The organism is Curtobacterium sp. MMLR14_010 (genome assembly GCF_001865015.1).
GTDB lineage: Bacteria > Actinomycetota > Actinomycetes > Actinomycetales > Microbacteriaceae > Curtobacterium.
In genome coordinates this window covers 168,697-189,847 of the sequence record NZ_MJGV01000002.1, presented here as the reverse complement: position 1 = coordinate 189,847, position 21,151 = coordinate 168,697, and the positions used below count along the sequence as shown (strand labels likewise).

Below are 21,151 nucleotides of genomic sequence, written 5' to 3'. Positions count from 1 at the left end.
GACCGTGACCGGCAGGCTCACCACCGGCACCACCTGCGTGCCCGAACCGATGCCGTCCTCGCCCGAGGTCACGGGCGCAGCGCCCGATCCCGCCGCGGGAGCGGCCGGCTGTGCGGGCGCCGGCGACGAGCCCGTGCCCGTCGCTGTCCCGTCGCCGAGCAGCCCGACCCCGTTGCCCGAGATCGTCACGGGGACCGAGACGACCGGCGACACCTGTGTGCCGGAGAGCGTCCCGTCAGCGCCGGAGGTCGTCCCCTCGGATCCAGCGGACTCGGAGCTCGCGGTCCCGGGACCAGCGGTCCCGGAGCCCGCCGTGGGGGCAGGACCCGAGGCCGTGCCCTCCCCGAGGACACCGACGCCGTTGCCGCTGATGGTCACGGGGACCTCGACGGCGGGCACGACCTGCGTGCCCGAGGCGATCCCGTCCGCCCCGGACGTGACCGGAGCCGCAGCGGCTGCAGGTGCAGGTGCAGGTGCAGGTGCAACCGGAGCCGGAGCTGCGGGTGCAGGAGCGGCCGGAGCCGGAGCAGCCGGCACCGCCGACGCCGCAGCGTCACCGAGCACGGCCACCGCGTTGCCGGTGAGGTCGACCGGCACGCTGACGGCTCCCGCGACCTGGGTGCCGGAGGCGATGCCGTCCGATCCCGAGGTGGTGGGAGCGGCAGCAGCCGGGGCGGGGACAGCGGCCGGCGACGGTGCGGCAGCCGGAGCTGCCACCGCCGACGACACCGCGTCGCCGAGGACGCCGAGGGCGTTCCCGCCGACGGAGACGGGCGCGTCGATCGACGGCGCCACCTGGGTTCCTGACACGATGCCGTCCGCACCGGAGGTCGTCGCCGCGTTCGCCGCGGCCGTCCCCCCGAGCGTGAGTCCACCGACGAAGAGGGCGAACCACAGCCCTCTCGAGACGTGCTTGTTCATGGTCATCACTCCTGCATTGAGGTCTTGTGCCGATCGCGGGTGCGATCGGATGGCGCGTCCTGCCGAACGGGCAGGTGCGCCGACCTCAGTCAGGTGCGACGTCGTGGTCGCCGGGGACCGACGTGGGGACCACGTCGTCGGCGATCGAGCCGCGCGTCCCCGCGGCGAGGGGGTCCTGGTCGGCGGAGGCGCCGACCGTCCCGGCGACACCCGCACCGGCGGAGCCGCCGGTCGTGGTACCGCCGGTGAGTCCGAGTCCGGAGTCGCCGAGCGGCGCCCCTCCGGGGTTCCCCTGCGGGACGAACAGTGCCGTGCCGCCGAGCGTCGCCGAGTCCGGCGTGCTCGCGGTCGCCGTCGCCGTCGGGGCCAGCAGCGGCCCGTCCGTCCGGAGCTCCGGTGCCGGCAGTCCCGAGGTCTGCGCAGCGCGCTCGACGACGGACACGGGGACGATCGAGACGGGGACGTTCGGAGCCGTCCCAGCCGTCACGGCCACGGTCCGCACTGCGGGCCGCGGGACCGACGGTCCGCCAGCCGGACCGCCCGGGTGACCCACCGTTCCGGAGCCGCCGCCCACCGGGGGTGCGGGGAGCTGTGGGAGGGGGGTCGAGCCTCCAGGCAGGGTGCCGAGGACGGGCGGGAGCGGATCGGCCACGACGCCCGGGACGTCGCCGACGACCGTGCCGACGTCGCCGAGGACGTCGTCCACGACGCTGCTGACGGGTGCGGTGACGGTGCCGAGGGTGTCGTCACCGACGACGCCGCCGACGACCGGCAGTGCTCCGACGACGCCGTCCAGCGTGTCGACGACCGACGAGACCGGGCGTGCGCCCGTGAGTCCCTGGACGGTCCCGGTCACGGGGCGGAGCACGGAGGCGACGGTGCCGGTGAGCGGCCGGGAGGCCGGGGTGGCGTCCGTCGTGTCGGCCGGCGTCGTCGGGGTGGTCAGGACCACTGCCGGGGTCGGGCTGGCGGGGTGCGCGGGGGCGGTCGTCGTCGGGGTGGCCGACGGGGCGGCGGGCGCCGGCTGTTGCTGCGTCGGGGCGGGTGCCGCGGGCTGCTGGTGCGTCGGGGCCGGTGCCGCGGGGGCCGGAGCTGCGTGCACGGGGGCCGGTGCGTGGACGGCGGGTGCCGGGCCAGCAGGTGCCGGAGCAGCGGGTGCCGATGCGGGTGCGGGTGCGGCAGGGGCCGGTGCCGGGGCAGCAGGGGCCGGTGCCGGTGCCGGTGCCGGTGCGACGACCTGACGGACCGGGGCGACCACGGCGCTGACGGCCTGGCCGGCGGTGTCCGTGACCCCGTCGACGACCCCGCCGAGCAGTCCGGAGGACGACGACGCGGTGGTCCGGACGCTCGGGGTCTGCTCGGCGGCGGACGCGGTCTGCGCACCGAGCGTCAACGAGAGCAGCACGGCGGCCGCGCTGACTCCGGTGCCCACGAGGGCGTACCGGATCGCAGCGCGCCAGGGTGCGCGCAACGGGTTGTCCATGCGCTCACCTCCTGATCTCGGCTGCGCACGTAGAGTGGTTGAACGGCACGGTACGCCTCGACCAGAACCGCGCCGCCAGATTCCCAAGAAAAAGTCAGGAACGAAGTTGCCCTCGACCTTCAGCGCCCCCACCCGCAACCTCGACGTCGTCACGTTGCACGAGATCCTCCGGCTGCGGCAGGACGTCTTCGTCGTCGAGCAGGAGTGCGCGTACGGGGACATCGACGGCCGTGACCTCGAGCCCGGCACGATCCAGTTCTGGGCGGGCGAAGGGTCGGTCGACTCGACGCTGCGCCTCCTGCGCGAGGACGACGGCACCGAGCGCATCGGCCGTGTCGCCACCGCGGCACACGCCCGTGGCGCCGGCCTCGGGGCAGCGCTCATGCAGGCGGCGATCGCCGAGACCCGCTCCCCCGTCGTGACGCTCAACGCGCAGTCGCACCTCGAGCAGTGGTACGGCCGCTTCGGCTTCGTCCGATCCGGCGACGAGTTCATCGAGGACGCGATCCCGCACGTCCCCATGACCCGCACGCGCTGACGCGCGACCGGACCCGCACGCGCCGACGCGCGCGACCGCTCAGGCCCGCCAGCGGCGGAGCTCGTCGTACGACTTCGCCTGGCGCTCCCGGTCCGCGACGAGCCGTTCGAACACGATGTTCGTCTGCGTCGTCGCGACCGACGGGTCCCCGCTGAGCTCGTCGGCGACGAAGTCCCGCAGCTGCTCGGTCGACGTGCAGGCGATGTGCACGAGGAAGTCCTTGTCGCCGGCCAGGAACGACACGTCGAGCACGACGGGCACCCGCAGCAGGCGCTTGGCGAAGTCGCGGAGCTCGTGCCGTGCGGCCGCGTGCACCCGCACCGACACCATGGCCTCGATCGAGAACCCGAGCCGCGCGACGTCGACGTCCGCACGGTAGCCGCGGATCACGCCGGCGTCCTCGAGGGCCCGGACCCGGGTCAGACACGTCGACGGGGCGATCCCAACCGCGGCGGCCAACCGGTTGTTCGGGATCCTGGCGTCGGCGGCCAGGGTCCAGAGGATGCGCTCGTCGACCTCGTCGAGGCGCGGCGCCGGGTCGGGACGGCGGACAGGGCGGTCGGACACGCGACCACCGTAGCGTGGGGCAGGTTCGTGCCCCACCGGGGGCGCGAGACCGAGCTACATCGCGAGCGTCATGCCGATCACGGCGACCGTCATCGCGAAGACCTCGCCGCTGCGCACGGAGCGGCGGTCCTCGCGGCCCCACTCGTACCGGAGCAGCCACCCGCTGAACGCGCAGTACCCGATCACGCCGCCACCGAGCACGGCCGACAGCGCGATGCCGTGCCCGGCGTGCGGGTCGGAGAGCCCGGAGGCGTGCCCCATCAGGAGCATCCCGGCCATCACGACCGAGGACAGCGCCCGGTGCACGTCCATCGGCTCAGCACGACGCCCGTCGGCACGTCGGCGACGCATGACCGGCAGCGGCGCCAGGAGCAGCAGCACCGTGGCGGCGAGCAGCGTCCACGAGGACCCGGCGTGCACGACGGGCATGAGCATCGCGACGAGCATCACGCCGGCGGGCACGATCACCCCGGGGCGCGGGCGGTACCGGTCCCCGACGATGCAGCACACCGACGCGAACTGCGGCACGACGAGCATGGCGTCGGCGACGGTCTCGTGCACGGGCGGTCCTGGGTCGGTCCGGACGGGTCAGGTGATGGTGGAGCGGGTGTCAGGCCTCGGCGCGGGCAGCGGCCTTGGCGGCGCGCTCGTGCTTCACGCGGGCGTTCTCCTCGTGCACGGCGGCCTGGGTCGCGCGCTCCTGGACGAGCCACTCGGGCTTCTCCACGAGCAGCTGCTTGATCTCGGCCGTGGTCAGCGCGTCCTCGATGCCGGAGCGCGACAGGCCGGAGATCGAGACGCCGAGCTTCTGCGCGACGACGGGTCGCGGGTGGGGGCCGTCGCGGCGGAGCTCCTCGAGCCACGTCGGCGGCTCGGTCCGGAGTTCCTCGAAGGCGGTCCGCGTGACGGGCGCGTCGCGGAAGGACTCCGGAGCGGCCGACAGCAGGATGCCGAGCTTCTTCGCAGCCGTCTCGGGCTTCATCGTCTGTTCCTGCGCCATGGGGTCAAGGGTACGGCCCCTATGCTCGGTTGCATGACCGTGGCACTCACCATCGCGTTCGTGCCGGGCGTCTCACCCGCCAAGTGGGCCAGGGTCTGGCGCGACCGCTTCCCCTCCGTCGAGCTCCGACTCCGCCCCGTCGGCCAGGGCGACCTCGTCGCGGCGCTCTCCGACGAGGAGGACGTCGTCGACATGGTGTTCGCCAGGATGCCCGTCCCCGAGGACCTCCGAGCGATCCCCCTCTGGACCGAGACCGCCGTCGTCGCGACCCCGAAGGACTCGGACCTCGCGAAGGCGACCGAGGTCACCGCAGCGCACCTGGAAGCCGTCCACGTGATCGACGCCGGGCCCGTCCCCGCGGACGTCGACGCCGCGCTCGACCTGGTCGAGGCGAACGTCGGCGTGGTCGTCCTCCCGCAGTCGCTCTTCCGCAAGGCCAGTCGCAAGGACCTCGTCGCCCGGCCGCTCGCCGACGCCGAGGGCACCCGCGTCGCGCTGGTCTGGCGGGACGCGGACTCCTCCGAGCTGACCGAGGAGTTCATCGGCGTGGTGCGCGGGCGGACCGCCAACAGCTCCAGGAGCCAGCCGGACCAGCCAGGAGGCTCGGACCGGCCCGCCGACGAGCCCGCGCGTCCGGCGCGTGGCGCGTCCGGATCCGGGAAGAGCCCGCGTTCCAAGGAGGCTCCCGGCGGCAAGGCGAAGGCGAAGTCGCCCGGCGGCGGGAAGTCCGGTGCCGGCAAGAAGTCGAACACCGGCAAGGGCCCCACCCCGGGGCGGGGCAAGATGCGCGGCAAGCCGAGCCGCGGTTCCAAGGGCAACCGCTGACGATCCGGTCGTCAGGACAGCACCGCCGCAGCAGCCCGCGCCACCCGGTCGCCGCGCGCTGACTCAGCAGCCGTCCGAGCTGCGGTGACGGCCCGGGCGTCGGCACGCTCGGCCGAACCGGCGTCGAACGGCGGGTGCGGGTCGTACTCGATCTGCAGCTGGATGCGCTCGGCGGCGGCCTGCCCGACGAGCTCGGCCGCGAGCCAGAGCGCCATGTCGATGCCCGCGCTGACGCCGGCCGCGGTGACGACGGCGCCGTCGACGACGTACCGCTCGTCCACCGGTGTCGCCCCGAACGCGGCGAGCATCGGCTTCGAGGCCCAGTGCGTCGTCGCCCGCTTGCCGGCGAGCAGCCCGGCGGCGCCGAGGACGAAAGCCCCGGTGCACACCGAGGTGACCCAGGTGGCGTGCTCGGCCTCGCGGCGGACGAACGCGATGACGTCGGGGTCGAGCATGGCGTCGAAGGCACCGTCGCCGCCGGGGACGACGAGGACGTCCGCCGGTGCGGCATCGTCGAGCGTGGCGGTCGGCACGAGCGCGAGCCCGCAGTCGCTCGGCACCGGGTCGAGCGTCGCGGCGACGTACTCCACCCGGGCGCCCGGCACCCGGCTGAGCACCTGCGCGGGACCGGTCAGGTCGAGCTGGGTCAGGTCCGCGAAGAGCACGAACGCGATCCGGACGGCGGCGGGGTCGTGCTCCGGGGTGCTGCGCTCGGTCGTCATGCCCGCGACCCTAGCCCCGGTCGTGCCGTCTCGGTCCGGTCAGGCCCAGACGCCCGAGCTGCCGCGGCGGTGACTGCCGACGAGGTGCGTGTCGACGATCCCGAGAGCCTCCATCAGCGCGTGCATGGTCGTCGGGCCGACGAAGGCGAACCCGCGCTTCCGCAGGGCCTTCGACAGGGCGACGGACTCCTCGCTCGTCGTCGGGACCTCGGCGGAGGTGCTCGGCTCGGGGGTCGTCGACGGACGGAAGGACCAGACGAACTCGGCGAGGCCGCCGTCCGCACGCAGGGCGACGGTGGCGTTGGCGTTGGTGATCGTCGCCAGGATCTTCGCCCGGTTCCGCACGATGCCGGCGTCGGCCATCAGCCGGTCGACGTCGTGCTCGCCGAAGCCCGCGACGGCGTCAGGGTCGAAGTCGGCGAAGGCAGCGCGGAACGCCGGACGCTTGGCCAGGATCGTGCGCCAGGAGAGCCCGGACTGGAAGGCCTCGAGCGAGAGCCGCTCGAACACGCCCCGCTCGTCGTGGACGGGCATCCCCCACTCAGTGTCGTAGTAGTCCCGGAGCATGGGGTCCGTCGACGCCCACACCGGCCGGGCCAGGCCGTCGTCGCCGATCACGAGGTCACTCACGGGACCATCCTGCCGGTACGCCTCCGACACCGCGCCCGCGGCGGGCCCGCGCCCGGCCCGACCGTCCGCCGACCGGAGGTGACGTGGCGGACGCGGGACGAGCCTCCAGGCCGGATGCGTGCCCCCTGTCCACCGGTGGACAGCAGCGGAGCCGGGGAGGACGATGACCCCATGAGGCGATCCAGCATCGTCCGGCGCAGCGTCGTGACCGGACTCACCGTGATCGCCGTCGTCGTGGGGGTCCTGGTCCCCGCGACGACCGCGTCCGCGGCCACCACGCCCCGCAAGCCCGTGACGGCCGTCCGGGTGTCGGGCACCGCGCTGACCGACACCGCGGGCAGGCGGGTGGAGCTCCGCGGCGTGAACCGGTCGGGCTCCGAGTACAACTGCCAGCAGGGCGGCGGGGTGTTCTCCGGTCCGACCGACGTCGCGTCGATCGACCTGCTGCGCTCGTGGAACGTCAACACCGTGCGGATCCCGTTGAACGAGCACTGCTGGATCGGGAACATGGACTGGGCGCCGACGTCCTCGGGCACGGCCTACCGCAACTCCGTCACGGCGTACGTCAACCGTCTCGCCGCGAACGGCATCCGGTCAATCCTCGACCTGCACTTCACCGGGCCGACCGCGATCTGGGGCGAACAGTCGCGGGAGATGCCGAACACGACGTACTCCGTCCCGTTCTGGAAGTCCGTCGCAACGAAGTTCGCGGGCAACCCCGCCGTGCTCTACGAGCCGTACAACGAACCCCACGACGTGTCCGTCGCCTGCTGGCGTGACGGCTGCGCGATGCCGGGCGGGTGGCAGGCCGCCGGCTACCAGCAGCTCGTCGACACGATCCGTGCGACCGGGGCCAAGCAGCCGATCATCGTGAACGGGCTGGACTGGGGGCACGACATGTCGCCGCTCCTCACCGCCATGCCGAAGGACCCGGCGAAGGCCCTGGTGGCAGGTCAGCACCTCTACAACTTCAAGGCCTGCGTCACGGCGACGTGCTGGTCGGCGCAGTTCGCCCCCGTCGCGGCGAAGATGCCGCTCGTGGCCGCGGAGATCGGCGTCAACGACTGCTCGACCGTGATGCCCCTGGCCTTCATGAAGTGGATGGACGCGAACGGCGGCGACGGGTACGCGTTCTGGAACTTCGGCGTCACCGGGTGCCCCGACGGGGCGCAGTACGGCGGGTCGGCGCTCATCAGCAACTGGGACGGGACACGCACGCCGTACGGGGACGCGGTCCGGAAGCACTACCGGCTGCGCCCGCTCTGACGGCGGTTCCGCCCGCGCTGACGACCCGGAGCGCTGGGGCCGATCGGTAGGCTCGCCGCATGACCGAGCAGTCGCGCATCCTCGTCCTCAACGGCCCGAACCTCGACATCCTCGGACGCCGCGACCCGGAGCAGTACGGCACGGTCACGCTGGCGGACATCGAGGACATCGTCCGCGCGGAGGCCGAGGTGCACGGGCTCGGCATCGACTTCCGCCAGACCAACCGCGAGGGCGAGCTCGTCGAGTGGCTGCACGAGGCGCTCGACGACTTCGACGGTGTCGTGATCAACCCCGCGGCGTACGCGCACACCTCGGTCGCGCTGCACGATGCCGTCGAGGCGCTGTCCGTGCCCGTGGTCGAGGTCCACATCTCGAACACGTGGAAGCGTGAGCCCTTCCGGCACGTCGACCACGTGGCCACGGCGGCGACCGCGGTCATCGCCGGGGCTGGCGCTGACGGGTACCGGCTGGCCGTGGCGCACCTGGCGGCGCTGCTGCGCTGAGGCGCGGGGTGCGGGGTGCGGGGTGCGGGGCGCGGGGCGCGGGGCGCGGGGCGGCGAGACGCCGGCGTCTCGGCGCGTTCGTGCGTGCCCTACGCCAGACGCCGGCGTCTCGGTGCGTGCCCGCGTGCCCTACGCCAGACGCCGGCGTCTCGGTGCGTGCCCGGCGCGAGACGCCGGCGTCTCGATGTGTGCCCTACGCGACACACCGGCGTCTCGATGAGACACCGCGGAGTTCACGAGACGCCGCGGCTTTCGGCGGCGTCTCGACACGCACGAGGCGTCTCGCGCAGACACCGGCGTCTCGACGAGTCACCCGCGCCAGACACCGGCGTCTCGATGCGTGCCTGCGTACTCGGAGCGAGACACCGGCGTCTCCATGACACACCGCCGAGTTGGCGAGACGCCGCGGATTTCGGCGGCGTCTCGACCCGCACGAGGCGTCTCGCGCAGACACCGGCGTTTCGATGCGTGCCTGCGTGCTCGGAGCGAGACACCGGCGTCTCCGTGAGACACCGCGGAGTTCGCGAGACGCCGCGGATTTCGGCGGCGTCTCGACCCGCACGAGGCGTCTCGCGCAGACACCGGCGTCTCGATGAGACACCGCGCCAGACACCGGCGTCTCGAACTGCACGAGGCGTCTCACCCCGGGTCCCCGAGACACCGGCGTCTTGGTGCGGTGCGCACCACGAGGCGGACGGGAGGCTCGTGGCGGCGCCGGGACGAGCCTCCCGTCCGGTGGTGACGGACGCCAGCGGCCTCGAGATCGCAGTTCGTGTCGGGTCCCCGGCACCGGAGGCGACACGGATCAGAAGTCGGCGGGGCGGCGGACCTCGGCGGTGGCGGCCGTCACGAAGCCGCCGCGGATGATCGGGAGTGCGCGCCGCACGGCCTGGTCGATGCGGAGCTCGAGGTCGAGGCTCGTGATGTCGTAGCCGCCCTCGCGCTTGGTGAAGTCGCGCTCGTTGCCGAAGACCCCGAGCGGCAGCGTCGTGGACTGGAAGAAGCCGAACAGCGGACGCATCTGGTGCTCGACGAGCAGTGCGTGCCGGTCGCTCCCGCCCGTGGCGGTCAGGAGCACCGGGGTGTCGACGAGGTCGTACTGTCCGACCCAGTCGAAGAAGAGCTTGAACGCGCCGGAGTACGCCGCACGGAACGCGGGGCTGCCGACGACGAGGACGTCGGCGGACTCGACGGCCTCGAGTGCGGCGATCGTCGCGGGCACCATGGACGCCCGGTCGGACGCGGCTCCGAGGTCGGCCAGCAGCGGCCCGATCTCGATCGTCGCGGTCTCGGCGCCGTCGAGCTCCTCGCCGAGCCGGGCGACCGTGGCCGCGACCAGCGTCGAGGTCCTGGACGGGTCGGATGGGCTGCCGCTGACGCCGACGACGTGTGCTCCGCTCATGGGTCCGATGCTCACACGGGCTCGGATCGGCTGCTCGCGTGTGACGGCATGTGTCGCCTCAGCCGTGGCCGCGTACCGTTCGCGGCATGCAGACGTTCCTGCCCTTCGCCGACTTCCGTGCCTCTGCCGAGGTCCTCGACGACAAGCGGCTCGGCAAGCAGCGCGTCGAGACACTGCAGGTGATGCGTGCGCTGACACTGCCCGACTACGGCTGGCAGCACCACCCGGTCACGGCGATGTGGCGCGGGTACCGGCCGGCGCTGATGGCCTACCAGGACGCGACCTGCTCGGTGTGGCTGGAACGCGGGCACGCCGACACCTGCCTGGCGAAGACGCTCGAGGACCTGGCCCGCGTTCCCGAGGACCTGGCCGCCTACGAGCGCGGCGACTACCCGCGACCGGCGTGGAACGAGGACGAGCGAGTGCACCTGTCGCACCGCTCGAAGCTCGTGCAGAAGGCGCCGGAGTTCTACCGACCGCTGTTCCCGGACGCGCCGGACGACCTCGAGTACGTCTGGCCGGTGCCGTCCGCGAGTGCGCTCAAGCGATCGGCGTCCACCGCGCCCCGTCGCGCCGGGTGACCCGGTCCGACCGGATCTCGACGGTGTCGCGCAGCCCGTCCACCGCGTGGCGGGCGATCGCGACCGCGTCGCTGTCCTCGGCGGCCTCGTAGCGGACGACCGCGCAGGGCACGCCGCGCAGGAGTCGGACGTCCTGGGCCTCGACCACGGTCCGTTCGGCGACGAGTCGGGCGGCTTCGGGCAGGACGGCGTCCGGGGCGACCCCGGGGGCGAGGGCACCGACGGCGAGGGTCACGCGGTAGGAGGGCACGAGGTCACGCTAGCGGCGAGCACCGTGCAGGGTCTTCCGGCTCGTGCGGGACAGACCACGTGGTGCGGCGCGATGGAGGCGCACGGGGTGGTCAACCTCGCACCGAGTAGAACGGGCGGCCAGAACGGGCACCGGGACGGGCGGCCAGCGCGGGCGGCCAGGACGGGCACCGGGACGGCGCGGAAGTGCACCCGGGCCCGCCGTGGGGAGCGATGTGGACGTCGTTCAGGGGATTGACGTCCCGCAGCCCACGACGGGCCTCGGGTGCAGCGGACGGCGGCGACAGGGGTTCGCCTCGCCCGCTCCGGACGCGGTTTCAGGGTCGCGTCCGGTCTGGTCGCGCCCATCGGGTCCCATGGGGGTGTCGGAACCGAGGGCGCGGGTCCTCAGAGGTGTTCGGTGTCCTCTCGGTACCGCTCCGACTCGGTCGGGGCGGGCATGGACCGGCAGAGCATCGGGAGCAGGGCGCTCCCGATCGTGGCGAGCGCACCCACGGCGGCGATCAGACCGAGTGGGGCGGTGCCGACGTCGTGTCCGGCTGCCACGGCGAGCGCGAGGACGGTCGCCGGTGCCGGGAGGAGCTGCACCGCTCGGAAGCGGTCCTCCCGGAGCGTCCGGGTCATCATCGCGTTTGCCATGTGGACACTCTGTCGCAGATCGCTTGTCCGCAGAAGGGGGGACAGGACCCCAGAGATGGAGTAGAACGTCTAGTTCACCCCTGACGCGCTCAACCGAGCGCCCGGACGGACCCCACCGCTGCGGCCACGGCATCGACGACGAGGGGCACGTCCGCCTCGGTCAGACCGGCGTCGAAGGTCAGGCGGACAGCACTCCGGGCGATGTCGTCGGACAGGCCGAGCGCGGTGAGCACGTGCGACGCCTCGGTGCTGCCGGCGGCGCACGCGCTCCCCGAGGACGAGACGACGTCCCGCTGCTCGAGCTCCAGCAGCACCGTCTCGCCGTTGACCCCCGGCAGCTCCGCCGTCGCGGTGAAGCAGAACGACGCGTGCCCGGGCAACCGCTCGGACGGCGAGCCGGTCAGCATCGCGCCCGGCACCCGCGCCGTCACGCCCGCGACGACCGCGTCCCGGGTCGTGGTCGCCGTCCCGGCTGCGGTGTCCCGGGTGGCGTCCGACAGGGTCAGTGCCGTGGCCACCGCGACCGCGCCGGCGACGTCCTCGGTGCCCGAGCGACGTCCGCGCTCCTGTCCCCCGCCGTGCACGAGCGGCTCCATCGGCACGCCGGCGCGCAGCGCGAGGACACCGGTGCCCTTCGGCGCGCCGAGCTTGTGCCCGGAGAACGTCAGCGCGTCCACGCCGAGTCGGTCGAGCCCGATCGGCAGCCACGGTGCGGACTGGACGGCGTCGGTGTGGAACCGGGCGCCGACCGCGTGCGCGACCGCGGCGAGCGCGGGGACGTCCTGCACGGTGCCGATCTCGTTGTCGGCGTGGGCGATCGACACCAGCGTGGTGTCGGGCCGGAGCGCCGCGGCCAGCACGGCGGGTGCGACCAGGCCGTCCCGGTCGACGGGCAGCACGGTCACGGTGAAGTCGTGGAATCGAGCGAGGTAGTCGCAGCTGGCGAGCACCGCCTCGTGCTCGATCGCACTCGTGACGACGTGCCGCCCCCGGGGTGCGGCGAGCGCCAGGCCCTTCACCGCGGTGTTCGCCCCCTCGGTCCCCCCGGCGGTGAAGACGACCTCGGCGGGGCGGCACCCCAGCACCGCGGCCACCTGCGCCCGGGCGTCGGCGAGACCCCGTGCCGCCTGGTCCCCGATGCCGTGCGTCGAGGACGGGTTGCCGAAGCCGCCGGCGAGCCAGGGCCACATCGCCTCGAGGACCTCGCGGCGGACGGGCGTCGTGGCGGCCCGGTCCAGGTAGAACACGCCCGTCAGAGCGCCGCAGCGGCGACGCCCGACGGAGCAGCGACGCCCACGGCCACGGACATGTCCAGCCCGAGGTCGAGCGCCCGCGCTGAGTGCGTCAACGCCCCGACCGAGATGACGTCCACGCCCGTGGCCGCGATCGCCGCGACGGTCTCGAGCGACACCCCGCCCGAGGCCTCGACGAGCGCCCGCCCGGCGACGATGCCGACCCCGGTGACGAGGTCCGCCGGGGTGAAGTTGTCGAGCATGATCGTGTCGACCCCCGCGGCGACGACAGGTTCGACCTGGTCGATCCGGTCCACCTCGACCTCCAGGTGCACCGTGTGCCCGAGGCGCTCCCGGGCAGCACGGATCGCGTCGCCGATGCCGATCCCGCTCGCGAGGAGCACCGCCAGGTGGTTGTCCTTCGCGAGCACCGCGTCCGACAGCGACGTGCGGTGGTTGTGCCCGCCGCCGCACCGCACCGCGTAGCGCTCGAGCGCCCGGAGCCCGGGTGTGGTCTTGCGCGTGTCGACGATCCGCGCGTCCGTGCCGGACACCGCGTCGACGTACCGCGCGGTGACCGTCGCGATGCCGGACAACCGCTGCACCAGGTTCAGCGCGACCCGCTCGGCGCGGAGCACGGACCGCGCGGGACCGGTCACGGTCGCCAGCACGTCCCCGGCCGAGAAGGCGGCGCCGTCGGCACACTGCAGCGAGACCGCGATCGTCGGGTCGACCGCGTGCATGACCGCGACGACGACCGGGCCGCCGCTCAGCACACCGGCCTCCCTGGCGCCGAGCGTCGCGGTGGCCGTCGCGGCTGCCGGGATCAACGTCTCACTGGTGACGTCGCCCCACGGGGCGTCCTCCTCGAGCGCCGTCTCGATGACGCGTCGGAGCACGTGCGGCGGGATCGTGCCGGGGTCGACGGGCGACGTGGCGGTGCTGGTCATGCGATGGCCTCTTCGGGGACGGGAGCGAGAACAGGAGCGGTGACAGGGTTGGACGCGGGCGTGAGGGCCCGGGCCCACGCGAGCGACGCGGGAGCATCCGGGTCGGTGTGGGGGTGGTCGGTCCGGGCATGGGCGCCGCGGGACTCGGTGCGGGCCTCGGCAGCGCGGGCGACCAGCCGGGCGAGGTCGAGGAGCGCGCGGTCCTCGTGCCCCCGGACCGTCGTCGGCGCCTCGACGGTCAGCGCGGCCAGCTCGCGTCGCGCGAACGCGAGCCCGGCAGCGTCCCGGAGCAACCCGACCCGCTCGGTCATGACGGACTGCAGCACCCGCCGGACGTCCGCCGGCTCGGGGAGGCGATCCGGGCCTCCCGTCCGTCCGTGGTCACCACCCACCGGACGGGAGGCTCGCACCGGCTCCGGCAGGTCCGTCACCGTGGTGACGGGGACCGTCGCGTCACCGCGGAGCCGGAGCCGACCGGGTCGGGGTGCACCGAGCGCGTCCGCGGCGCGGACCGCGAAGACGAGGCCCTCGAGCAGGGAGTTCGAGGCGAGGCGGTTGGCGCCGTGGACGCCGGTGCAGGCGACCTCGCCGACGGCGGACAGGCCGGGCAGGCTCGTCCGTCCTTCGGCGTCGGTGGCCACGCCGCCCATCGAGTAGTGCGCGGCGGGGGCGACCGGGACGCCCTCGCGGGTCCAGTCGAAGCCGGCGGCCAGGGTGGCACGGGTCAGGCCGGGGAAGCGTCCGACGAGGAAGGCGGCGTCGAGGCCGCCGGCGTCGAGGAACACGGCGCCGTGGTCGCGGATCGCGGCGGCGATCCCGCGGGCGACGACGTCGCGGGGAGCGAGTTCCGCGTCCGGGTGGACTGCGCGCATGAAGCGGTGGCCCCGGGCGTCGCGGAGGACAGCGCCCTCGCCGCGGACGGCCTCGGAGACCAGGCCACCGCCGGGGACCGCGAGCCGGGTCGGGTGGAACTGGACGTACTCGAGGTCGGCGAGGACGGCCCCGGCACGCCAGGCGGCCGCGGCGCCGTCGCCGGTCGCGACGAGCGGGTTCGTGGTCTCGCGGTAGAGGTGGCCGGCTCCCCCGGAGGCGAGCACGACCGCGTCGGCCTCGATCCGTCGCGGCTCGCCGAGCAGGTCGAGCACGTCGACGCCGACGACCGCGCCGTCCCGCAGCACGAGGTCGGTGAGGCAGGTGCGTTCGAGGATCGTGACGTGCCGACGGTGGAGCGCGGCGATGAGCGTCCGTTCGATCGCGGCGCCGGTCGCGTCCCCGGCGGCGTGGACGACGCGCCACCGGCCGTGGGCTGCCTCGCGGCCGCGGGCCAGGTCGTCGCCGTGGCGGTCGAGGCTCCCCGGGTCGTCGGTGCGGTCGAACGGCACCCCGAGGGCGAGCAGGTCACGGACCCGGGCGGGGCCGTCGGTGCAGAGCACGTCGACCGCGCGGGCGTCGGCGCTGCCCGCCGCCGCGATTTGGGTGTCGGCAGCGTGGAGGGCCGCCGAGTCGTCGGCGCCGAGCGCGACGGCGACGCCGCCCTGGGCGTGGCTCGTCGCGGCGTCGGCGAGGGCCCCCTTCGTCACGAGGGTGACGTCGTGGTGCGTGCTCGCACGGATGGCGGCGGTGAGCCCGGCGATGCCGGAGCCGACGATGACGACGTGCACGGTCAGGCCCTCGGCTTGGCTGCCAGCATGCGCTCGAGTGCGACCTTGGCGTCCGCCTTGACCGCGTCCGGGACGACGATCTGGTTGAGGACCTCGCCGCGCACCAGCGCCTCGAGCACCCACGCCAGGTAGCCCGGGTGGATCCGGTACATCGTCGAGCACGGGCAGACGACGGGGTCGAGGCAGAAGATCGTGTGCTGCGGGTACTCGGCCGCGAGCCGGTTGACCATGTTGACCTCGGTGCCGATCGCGAAGGTCGTCGGTTCCGTGGCCGCCGCGACGGTCTTGCGGATCAGGTCGGTGCTGCCGGCGACGTCGGCGGCGTCGACGACGGCCATCGGGCACTCCGGGTGGACGATCACCGTCACGCCCGGGTGGTCACGACGCGCCTGTTCGATCTGGTCGACGGTGAAGCGCCGGTGCACCGAGCAGAAGCCGTGCCACAGGACGACCTTCGCCGCGAGCAGGTCCGCGGCGGTGTTGCCACCTCCGGGCAGCCGCGGGTTCCACATCGGCATGAGGTCGGTGCTGATGCCCATCGCCTTCGCGGTGTTCCGGCCGAGGTGCTGGTCGGGGAAGAACAGGACGCGCTGGCCCCGCTCGAACGCCCACTCGAGCACGGTCGCCGCGTTCGAGGACGTGCACACGATGCCGCCGTGCCGCCCGCAGAACGCCTTGAGGTCGGCGGCCGAGTTCATGTAGGTGACGGGGATGACCGGCACGCGGCCCTCGGCGTCGGGCTCGGTGCCGTAGACGGCCTCGAGCTCGGCCCAGGCGGCCTCGACGCTGTCGATGTCGGCCATGTCCGCCATCGAGCAGCCGGCGGCCAGGTTCGGCAGGATGACGCGCTGGTCGTCCCTGGCCAGGACGTCCGCCGTCTCGGCCATGAAGTGCACGCCGCAGAAGACGATCGCCTCGGCGTCGGGCTTGGTCAGCGCCGCGTTCGCGAGCTGGAAGGAGTCACCGAGGAAGTCCGCGTGCCGGACCACCTCGTCACGCTGGTAGAAGTGCCCGAGCACCACGACCCGGTCGCCGAGCGTCGCCTTCGCCCGCTCGATGCGCGCGTGGAGCTCGTCGACCGGCGCCTGCTTGTACTCATCGGGCAGCAGGCCCTGGCGTGGGGCGGTGGTCGGGATGACGTCGGACATCGACGATCCCGGGCCGTAGCCGGGGCGGGCGTCGAAGTCCCACGTCGGCATCGCGAGGTCCGGCGTGCAGGTGCTGCCCTCGGCGCGGCCGTTGGAGATCAGTTCGATGGTGGTGGCGATGGACACGGTGGTTCCCGTCAGGTCGTGCGGGTGGTGGGGCCGGACTGCAGCGGGCCGTTGTCCGCGTAGGCCAGGTCGGGGTTCGAGCGGTACAGCCGGGCCGGGCGGTGCCGGTCCCCGCTCGTGGTCTCGTCGGTGGCGATCACCGCGTCGGACTGCGCGACCTGCCGCCGGAAGTTGGCGGGGTCGAGCGTGCGGCCGAGCACGGCCTCGTACACGCCGCGGAGCTCGGCGAGGGTGAAGCGGTCGCCGAGGAAGGCCTGCGCGATCCGCGAGTAGGACATCTTCGTGCGGAGCCGCCACAGGGCGTACTCGGCGATGCGGTCGTGGTCGAACGCGAGCGGCGGGTGCTCGTCCGCCAGGAACCAGCGCACGTTCCAGTCGTCGGGCACCGAGCTCGCCTCGGCCGGACGGACGAGGGCCCAGTACACGATCGACACGACCCGGGTCGGGGACCGGTCGACGTCACCGAACGCGTAGAGCTGCTCGAGGTACCGCGGCTGGACGTTCGTCGTCTCGCGGAGCCGGGCGGCGGCGGAGTCCTCGAGCCCCTCGCCCGGACCGACCCACCCGCCGGGGAGCGCCCACGACCCCTCGTACGGCTCGGCCGTGCGACGGACCAGCGGCATCCACAGCGCCGGCGCCCCGGTGTCGGGGTGCGGGCGCAGGGCCACGATCACGGTGGAGACCGCGAGGCGGATCCCGGTGTCGTCCATGCTTCAGGTCATCCTGACTGTAAGTGATCGGGTTGAGAGGACACTATCACTGGCTCCGACGCGCGGCGACACCTGGTCGAAACACACCGACATCCACCCGAAGCACGGCGGTGACCGGCGGGAAACCCGACGCGCCTACTGTGGCGACATGACAACGGTGACACGTGTGCACGTCGTCGTCGCGGGGACGGTCCAGGGGGTCGGGTTCCGCTGGTGGACGGCACGCAAGGCGGACGGACTCGAACTCGCGGGGTACGCGCGGAACCTCTTCGACGGCACGGTGGAGGTCGAGGCCGAGGGGCCGTCGGCCGCCGTCGACGCCCTCGTCGAGATGCTCCGCACCGGTCCGCCCGCCGCGACGGTGACCGACGTGTCAGCCCGACCGGTCGTCCCGCACGGGGACACCGAGCGCTTCGACATCCTGCGCTGAGCGGCCAGACCGAGATCGATCGGCGCGTCGCGGAATGATCGAGAACACTCAGGTGCTGCACCCGTGGCATCACCCATCGACTCTCGTTCGGAGCCACACATGACCGACCACGCCATCGACACCGCTCCGAGGACCGGGTCACAGCCCGCTCCCGCGCGGTCCGCGGCCGACGACCGACTCGTGATCGGCCTGCTGCTGGTCTCGGCGTTCGTCGTGATCCTCAACGAGACGATCATGGGCGTCGCCCTGCCCCGGCTCATGGACGACCTCGACATCAGCGCCGCGACCGGGCAGTGGCTCACCACGGGCTTCCTGCTGACGATGGCCGTCGTCATCCCGATCACCGGGTTCCTGATCCAGCGCTTCAACACCCGGCCGGTGTTCATGTGGGCGATGAGCCTGTTCTCCGCCGGCACGCTCATCGCGCTGCTCGCCCCCGGGTTCACGACGCTGCTCCTCGGACGCATCGTGCAGGCCAGCGGTACCGCGATCATGATGCCGCTGCTCATGACCACCGTCCTGACGCTCATCGACCCCGCGCACCGCGGCCGTGTGATGGGGAACATCTCGATCGTCATCTCGGTCGCCCCCGCCGTCGGCCCGACGATCTCCGGTCTGATCCTCAACGCGTTCTCCTGGCGCTGGCTGTTCGGGTTCGTCCTGCCGATCGCCGTCGCCGCGCTCGTCCTCGGCATGGTGAAGGTCCGCAACGTCGGCACCCCGCGGAAGGCCCCGCTCGACGTGGCCTCCGTGATCCTGTCCGCCTTCGCGTTCGGCGGGATCGTCTACGGCCTGTCGAGCATCGGTGAGATCGCGACCACCGGCCCCGTCATGCCGGTCACGGCCCTGGTGGTCGGCGCCGTCGGCCTGGCGCTGTTCATCGTCCGGCAGACGCGCCTGCAGCGCACCGACAGGGCCCTGCTCGACCTGCGCACGTTCCAGACGAAGGGCTTCACCGTCCCGATCGTGGGCATGGGCCTGAGCTTCCTGGTGATGCTCGGCACGCTGATCCTGCTGCCGATCTACCTGGAGCGCGTCCTCGGGCTCGAGGTCCTGAACGTCGGCCTGCTGCTCCTCCCCGGCGGTCTGCTGATGGGCCTGCTGTCCCCGGTCGTCGGCCGCATCTACGACCGTCGTGGTCCGCGGGTGCTCCTCATCCCGGGTGCGGTCATCATCAGCGTCGTGCTCTTCGCCCTGTCGACCGTCGGCACGGACACGAGCGTGTGGTTCGTCCTCACCGCACACGTCGTCCTCAGCATCGGCCTCGCACTGAGCTTCACGCCGCTGTTCACCGCGGCGCTCGGCGGTCTGCCCCCGAAGCTCTACTCGCACGGCAGCGCGGTGCTCGGCACGGCGCAGCAGCTCGCCGGCGCTGCCGGCACCGCCCTGTTCATCACGCTCCTGACCATCGGCGCCGCGACGGCGGCCGCGGGCTCGGGTGCCGACGGCCTGGCCGAGGCGACGTCGTCCGGCGTGCGCACGGCCTTCCTCGTCGGCGGCATCATCTCGCTGTTCACGATCCTGGCGGCCTGCTTCGTCCGGAAGCCCGTGGTCCCCGAGGGCGCACCGACGCCCACGATGGCGCACTAGCGCGCGGCAGCCGAGGGCTGGCGCCGGACCTGTCCGACATCGCGCCCCGTTCCGAACATCGCGCCCCGCCACAGCGGGGCGCGATGCTCGTTGCGGGGCGCGAACCAGGAGAAGTCACCGGCGAGTGGCATCGTGGACGCATGCACTCGACGACGAGCGAGCTCAACTGGTCCGGCACCGTCACCTACACCGCGGAACGCGTCGTCCGCCCGACCTCCCTCGACGAGGTCGCCGACGTCGTCGCCCGGGCCCCGCGCATCCACGGCCTCGGCACGCGCCACTCGTTCAACGACGTCGCCGACAGCCCCGGCGTGCTGCTCGACCTGACCGGCATCCCCACCGACCTCGTGATCGGTGACGATGGCACCACCGCCACCCTCGGCGCCGGCACCCGGTACGGCCGGGTCGCCCCCGAGCTCGACGCCGCGGGCCTCGCCCTGCACAACATGGGGTCGCTCCCCCACATCTCCGTCGGCGGCGCGATCGCCACCGGCACCCACGGCTCCGGCACGACCCTCGGCTCGCTGTCGACCGCCGTCCGCGCGCTCGAGGTCGTCGGCGCCGACGGCAGCACCCGCACCCTCCGCCGCGGCGAGCCCGACTTCGCCGGCAGCGTCCTGCACCTCGGACTCCTCGGCATCGTCACGCGGGTCACGCTCGACGTCGAGCCCGCCTACCGGATGCGCCAGGACACCTACGGCCCGTTCCCCTGGCGCACGTTCCTCGACCACGCCGCCGAGATCCACGCCGCCGGGTACTCCGTCTGCGCGTACACGCGGTTCGGGGACGAGATCAGCGAGGTGCTCGTGAAGTCCCGCGTGGACACGACGGATGACGTCCCCGACAGCCTGTTCGGTGCCCCGCGACTGCCCGGCAGCCCCGGCGACGACCACCACACCGCACGCGACGGCTCGATCGGGCCGTGGTGGGACCGCCTGCCGCACTTCCCCATCGACTCCGTCCCGTCCCACGGCTCCGAGGTGCAGAGCGAACACTTCGTCCCGCTCCGGCACGCTGCGGCAGCCCTCGACGCCCTCCGCGGGATGGCCGACCGCATCCAGCCACACCTGCACGTCGCCGAGCTCCGCACCATGGCCGCCGACGACCTCTGGCTCAGCCCGTCCCAGGGCGAGGAGGTCTTCTGCATCGCGTTCACCTGGCAGAAGCACCCCGAGGAGGTCGCAACCCTGCTGCCCGACCTCGAGGCCCGGCTCGCCCCGTTCGGCGGCCGCCCGCACTGGGGCAAGATGAGCTCCCTCGACGGCGACGCGGTCGCGGCGCTCTACCCACGTCTGCCGGACGTCCGCGCGCTGATCGCGCGTGCCGACCCGCAGCGGACGTTCGCATCAGCGTTCGGCGAGCGGGTCCTGCGGGCCTGATCCGAGCCTCCAGACCGGCCGGGAGGCCCGGTGCCGGACCGCCACCCGGCTCACGTCAGGGGGGTGACCGCCTTCGCATCCCCGTCCCAGTGGCGGAGACCGCCCACGGTGAGCACCTCGGGCAGGGGTGCGTCGGCCGTGAGCACCCGGAGGGCGGCGGGCAGGTCGACGTCGCGGATCCGTCGAGCGAGGGTGACGTGCGGTGCCCAGCGCCCGGGGAGCGACGAGTCGAGCGAGCCAGGAGCCGCGGCGTGCACCGCGCGGTGGAACCGGGCGAGCGGCTCGTCGACGACCACGCCGAGGCCGAGCACGTGCCGGCCGGGGCCGGCGGGGAACAGCAGGACGCCGGCGACGCGGAGGGCCTCGGGCATCGGGGCGCCGATGCCGGACGGGACGGGCAGGGACTCCCCCGCGGCGAGCGTCACGTGCGGGTCGTTCGTGCCGGAGTGGCCGAGGCTCGGGAGCTCCGCGGCGACGAGGATCTGCCAGAGCGCGCGGACCGCCTGGTCGGAGGGGGCGTCGAGGACGAGTTCGATGCTGCGCACCCGTCCGAGTCTGCCCGCGTCGGCTGCGTGCGGCGCTGACGGCGTGCGTCGGCT

General features: G+C 73.4%; 24 protein-coding genes. 8 read left to right on the top strand and 16 right to left on the bottom strand.

Features of this window, described 5'->3' with window-relative positions; all coding sequences use genetic code 11:
• The coding region (locus BIU98_RS19675; protein ID WP_217635641.1) for a chaplin family protein at positions 1–921 on the bottom strand (921 nt) is incomplete at its 3' end.
• A gap of 85 nt (positions 922–1,006) precedes the next feature.
• Positions 1,007–2,404, bottom strand: a complete 1,398-nt coding sequence (locus tag BIU98_RS19215; RefSeq protein WP_071269980.1) for a hypothetical protein — start codon at positions 2,402–2,404, stop codon at positions 1,007–1,009.
• Positions 2,405–2,510: 106 nt separating this feature from the next.
• Here BIU98_RS19215 and BIU98_RS01015 point away from each other — a divergent pair, with 106 nt between their 5' ends.
• On the top strand, positions 2,511–2,942 hold the full coding sequence (locus BIU98_RS01015) for a GNAT family N-acetyltransferase (RefSeq protein WP_071269977.1): 432 nt from the start codon (positions 2,511–2,513) through the stop codon (positions 2,940–2,942).
• A 39-nt stretch (positions 2,943–2,981) separates the two neighbouring features.
• Here the strand turns inward: BIU98_RS01015 and BIU98_RS01010 are convergent, their stop codons facing one another.
• From BIU98_RS01010 to BIU98_RS01000, 3 genes are read right to left on the bottom strand one after another with little or no spacing between them, the layout of a single operon-like run.
• Positions 2,982–3,509, bottom strand: coding sequence for an Lrp/AsnC family transcriptional regulator (locus tag BIU98_RS01010; RefSeq protein ID WP_071269974.1), 528 nt, complete (start codon positions 3,507–3,509; stop codon positions 2,982–2,984).
• Between the two features lie 54 nt (positions 3,510–3,563).
• Positions 3,564–4,070 carry a hypothetical protein gene (locus BIU98_RS01005; RefSeq protein WP_071269971.1) on the bottom strand — a complete coding sequence of 169 codons (507 nt, stop codon included), beginning with the start codon at positions 4,068–4,070 and terminating at the stop codon, positions 3,564–3,566.
• A gap of 49 nt (positions 4,071–4,119) precedes the next feature.
• The gene (locus BIU98_RS01000; RefSeq protein WP_071269968.1) at positions 4,120–4,509 is read right to left on the bottom strand and encodes a DUF5997 family protein; all 390 of its coding nucleotides are present in this window, start codon (positions 4,507–4,509) and stop codon (positions 4,120–4,122) included.
• Positions 4,510–4,542: 33 nt separating this feature from the next.
• On the opposite strand from BIU98_RS01000, the gene BIU98_RS00995 reads away from it, so the two are divergent.
• Positions 4,543–5,334 carry a LysR family transcriptional regulator substrate-binding protein gene (locus BIU98_RS00995; protein ID WP_071269965.1) on the top strand — a complete coding sequence of 264 codons (792 nt, stop codon included), beginning with the start codon at positions 4,543–4,545 and terminating at the stop codon, positions 5,332–5,334.
• A gap of 11 nt (positions 5,335–5,345) precedes the next feature.
• Here BIU98_RS00995 and BIU98_RS00990 read toward each other — a convergent pair whose 3' ends face one another.
• Both BIU98_RS00990 and BIU98_RS00985 read right to left on the bottom strand, forming a co-directional pair.
• Complete coding sequence (locus BIU98_RS00990; protein ID WP_071269962.1) at positions 5,346–6,056, bottom strand: DJ-1/PfpI family protein; 711 nt, start codon at positions 6,054–6,056, stop codon at positions 5,346–5,348.
• Between the two features lie 39 nt (positions 6,057–6,095).
• Complete coding sequence (locus BIU98_RS00985; protein ID WP_139200494.1) at positions 6,096–6,686, bottom strand: DNA-3-methyladenine glycosylase I; 591 nt, start codon at positions 6,684–6,686, stop codon at positions 6,096–6,098.
• A gap of 171 nt (positions 6,687–6,857) precedes the next feature.
• Here BIU98_RS00985 and BIU98_RS00980 point away from each other — a divergent pair, with 171 nt between their 5' ends.
• Together BIU98_RS00980 and aroQ are read left to right on the top strand one after the other, a co-directional pair.
• Entirely contained in the window at positions 6,858–7,952 is a 1,095-nt protein-coding gene (locus BIU98_RS00980; protein WP_175481251.1) for a glycoside hydrolase family 5 protein, read from the top strand.
• 59 nt (positions 7,953–8,011) lie between these two features.
• Entirely contained in the window at positions 8,012–8,455 is a 444-nt protein-coding gene (gene aroQ, locus BIU98_RS00975) for a type II 3-dehydroquinate dehydratase (protein WP_071269956.1), read from the top strand.
• 805 nt (positions 8,456–9,260) lie between these two features.
• Here the strand turns inward: aroQ and BIU98_RS00970 are convergent.
• Positions 9,261–9,857: an NAD(P)H-dependent oxidoreductase gene (locus BIU98_RS00970; protein WP_071269937.1), complete on the bottom strand. Its 597-nt coding sequence runs from the start codon at positions 9,855–9,857 to the stop codon at positions 9,261–9,263.
• A gap of 86 nt (positions 9,858–9,943) precedes the next feature.
• On the opposite strand from BIU98_RS00970, the gene BIU98_RS00965 reads away from it, so the two are divergent.
• Positions 9,944–10,438 (top strand): MSMEG_6728 family protein, encoded by a 495-nt coding sequence (locus tag BIU98_RS00965; RefSeq protein ID WP_071269932.1) that lies wholly within the window; start codon positions 9,944–9,946, stop codon positions 10,436–10,438.
• On the opposite strand, the gene BIU98_RS00960 is transcribed toward BIU98_RS00965, so the two are convergent.
• From BIU98_RS00960 to BIU98_RS00930, 7 genes are all read right to left on the bottom strand, one after another.
• Complete coding sequence (locus tag BIU98_RS00960; RefSeq protein ID WP_071269929.1) at positions 10,398–10,688, bottom strand: hypothetical protein; 291 nt, start codon at positions 10,686–10,688, stop codon at positions 10,398–10,400. The two genes, BIU98_RS00965 and BIU98_RS00960, sit on opposite strands and share 41 nt — an antisense overlap.
• A 386-nt stretch (positions 10,689–11,074) precedes the next feature.
• On the bottom strand, positions 11,075–11,326 hold the full coding sequence (locus BIU98_RS00955) for a hypothetical protein (RefSeq protein ID WP_071269926.1): 252 nt from the start codon (positions 11,324–11,326) through the stop codon (positions 11,075–11,077).
• A gap of 89 nt (positions 11,327–11,415) precedes the next feature.
• On the bottom strand, positions 11,416–12,573 hold the full coding sequence (locus tag BIU98_RS00950) for a cysteine desulfurase family protein (RefSeq protein ID WP_071269925.1): 1,158 nt from the start codon (positions 12,571–12,573) through the stop codon (positions 11,416–11,418).
• Between the two features lie 5 nt (positions 12,574–12,578).
• Entirely contained in the window at positions 12,579–13,508 is a 930-nt protein-coding gene (gene nadC / locus BIU98_RS00945) for a carboxylating nicotinate-nucleotide diphosphorylase (protein ID WP_071269922.1), read from the bottom strand.
• Positions 13,505–15,169, bottom strand: a complete 1,665-nt coding sequence (locus BIU98_RS00940; protein WP_071269898.1) for an L-aspartate oxidase — start codon at positions 15,167–15,169, stop codon at positions 13,505–13,507. Before BIU98_RS00940 ends, nadC begins: the two co-directional genes overlap by 4 nt.
• A gap of 2 nt (positions 15,170–15,171) precedes the next feature.
• Positions 15,172–16,443: a quinolinate synthase NadA gene (nadA, locus tag BIU98_RS00935; RefSeq protein ID WP_071269895.1), complete on the bottom strand. Its 1,272-nt coding sequence runs from the start codon at positions 16,441–16,443 to the stop codon at positions 15,172–15,174.
• An 11-nt stretch (positions 16,444–16,454) separates the two neighbouring features.
• Positions 16,455–17,153: an NUDIX domain-containing protein gene (locus tag BIU98_RS00930; RefSeq protein WP_071269893.1), complete on the bottom strand. Its 699-nt coding sequence runs from the start codon at positions 17,151–17,153 to the stop codon at positions 16,455–16,457.
• 148 nt (positions 17,154–17,301) lie between these two features.
• On the opposite strand from BIU98_RS00930, the gene BIU98_RS00925 reads away from it, so the two are divergent.
• From BIU98_RS00925 to BIU98_RS00915, 3 genes are all read left to right on the top strand, one after another.
• On the top strand, positions 17,302–17,583 hold the full coding sequence (locus BIU98_RS00925) for an acylphosphatase (protein WP_139200493.1): 282 nt from the start codon (positions 17,302–17,304) through the stop codon (positions 17,581–17,583).
• 99 nt (positions 17,584–17,682) lie between these two features.
• Complete coding sequence (locus BIU98_RS00920) at positions 17,683–19,173, top strand: MDR family MFS transporter (protein ID WP_071269887.1); 1,491 nt, start codon at positions 17,683–17,685, stop codon at positions 19,171–19,173.
• Between the two features lie 140 nt (positions 19,174–19,313).
• A complete protein-coding gene (locus BIU98_RS00915; protein WP_071269884.1) occupies positions 19,314–20,552 on the top strand; it encodes an FAD-binding protein in 1,239 nt (412 codons plus the stop codon).
• A 50-nt stretch (positions 20,553–20,602) separates the two neighbouring features.
• Here BIU98_RS00915 and BIU98_RS00910 read toward each other — a convergent pair whose 3' ends face one another.
• Entirely contained in the window at positions 20,603–21,097 is a 495-nt protein-coding gene (locus tag BIU98_RS00910; protein ID WP_071269881.1) for a 2'-5' RNA ligase family protein, read from the bottom strand.
• Positions 21,098–21,151: the final 54 nt, after the last annotated feature.

Excerpts from the sequence above, each read along its gene's own strand:
- BIU98_RS00965 (WP_071269932.1), top strand. The coding sequence starts at position 9,944 with ATGCAGACGTTCCTGCCCTTCGCCGACTTCCGTGCCTCTGCCGAGGTC.
- nadC (WP_071269922.1), bottom strand. The coding sequence starts at position 13,508 with ATGACCAGCACCGCCACGTCGCCCGTCGACCCCGGCACGATCCCGCCG.
- BIU98_RS00980 (WP_175481251.1), top strand. The coding sequence starts at position 6,858 with ATGAGGCGATCCAGCATCGTCCGGCGCAGCGTCGTGACCGGACTCACC.
- BIU98_RS00930 (WP_071269893.1), bottom strand. The coding sequence starts at position 17,153 with ATGGACGACACCGGGATCCGCCTCGCGGTCTCCACCGTGATCGTGGCC.
- BIU98_RS00970 (WP_071269937.1), bottom strand. The coding sequence starts at position 9,857 with ATGAGCGGAGCACACGTCGTCGGCGTCAGCGGCAGCCCATCCGACCCG.
- BIU98_RS00925 (WP_139200493.1), top strand. The coding sequence starts at position 17,302 with ATGACAACGGTGACACGTGTGCACGTCGTCGTCGCGGGGACGGTCCAG.
- BIU98_RS00995 (WP_071269965.1), top strand. The coding sequence starts at position 4,543 with ATGACCGTGGCACTCACCATCGCGTTCGTGCCGGGCGTCTCACCCGCC.
- aroQ (WP_071269956.1), top strand. The coding sequence starts at position 8,012 with ATGACCGAGCAGTCGCGCATCCTCGTCCTCAACGGCCCGAACCTCGAC.
- BIU98_RS00955 (WP_071269926.1), bottom strand. The coding sequence starts at position 11,326 with ATGGCAAACGCGATGATGACCCGGACGCTCCGGGAGGACCGCTTCCGA.
- BIU98_RS00915 (WP_071269884.1), top strand. The coding sequence starts at position 19,314 with ATGCACTCGACGACGAGCGAGCTCAACTGGTCCGGCACCGTCACCTAC.
- BIU98_RS00990 (WP_071269962.1), bottom strand. The coding sequence starts at position 6,056 with ATGACGACCGAGCGCAGCACCCCGGAGCACGACCCCGCCGCCGTCCGG.
- BIU98_RS00920 (WP_071269887.1), top strand. The coding sequence starts at position 17,683 with ATGACCGACCACGCCATCGACACCGCTCCGAGGACCGGGTCACAGCCC.
- BIU98_RS19215 (WP_071269980.1), bottom strand. The coding sequence starts at position 2,404 with ATGGACAACCCGTTGCGCGCACCCTGGCGCGCTGCGATCCGGTACGCC.
- BIU98_RS01000 (WP_071269968.1), bottom strand. The coding sequence starts at position 4,509 with ATGGCGCAGGAACAGACGATGAAGCCCGAGACGGCTGCGAAGAAGCTC.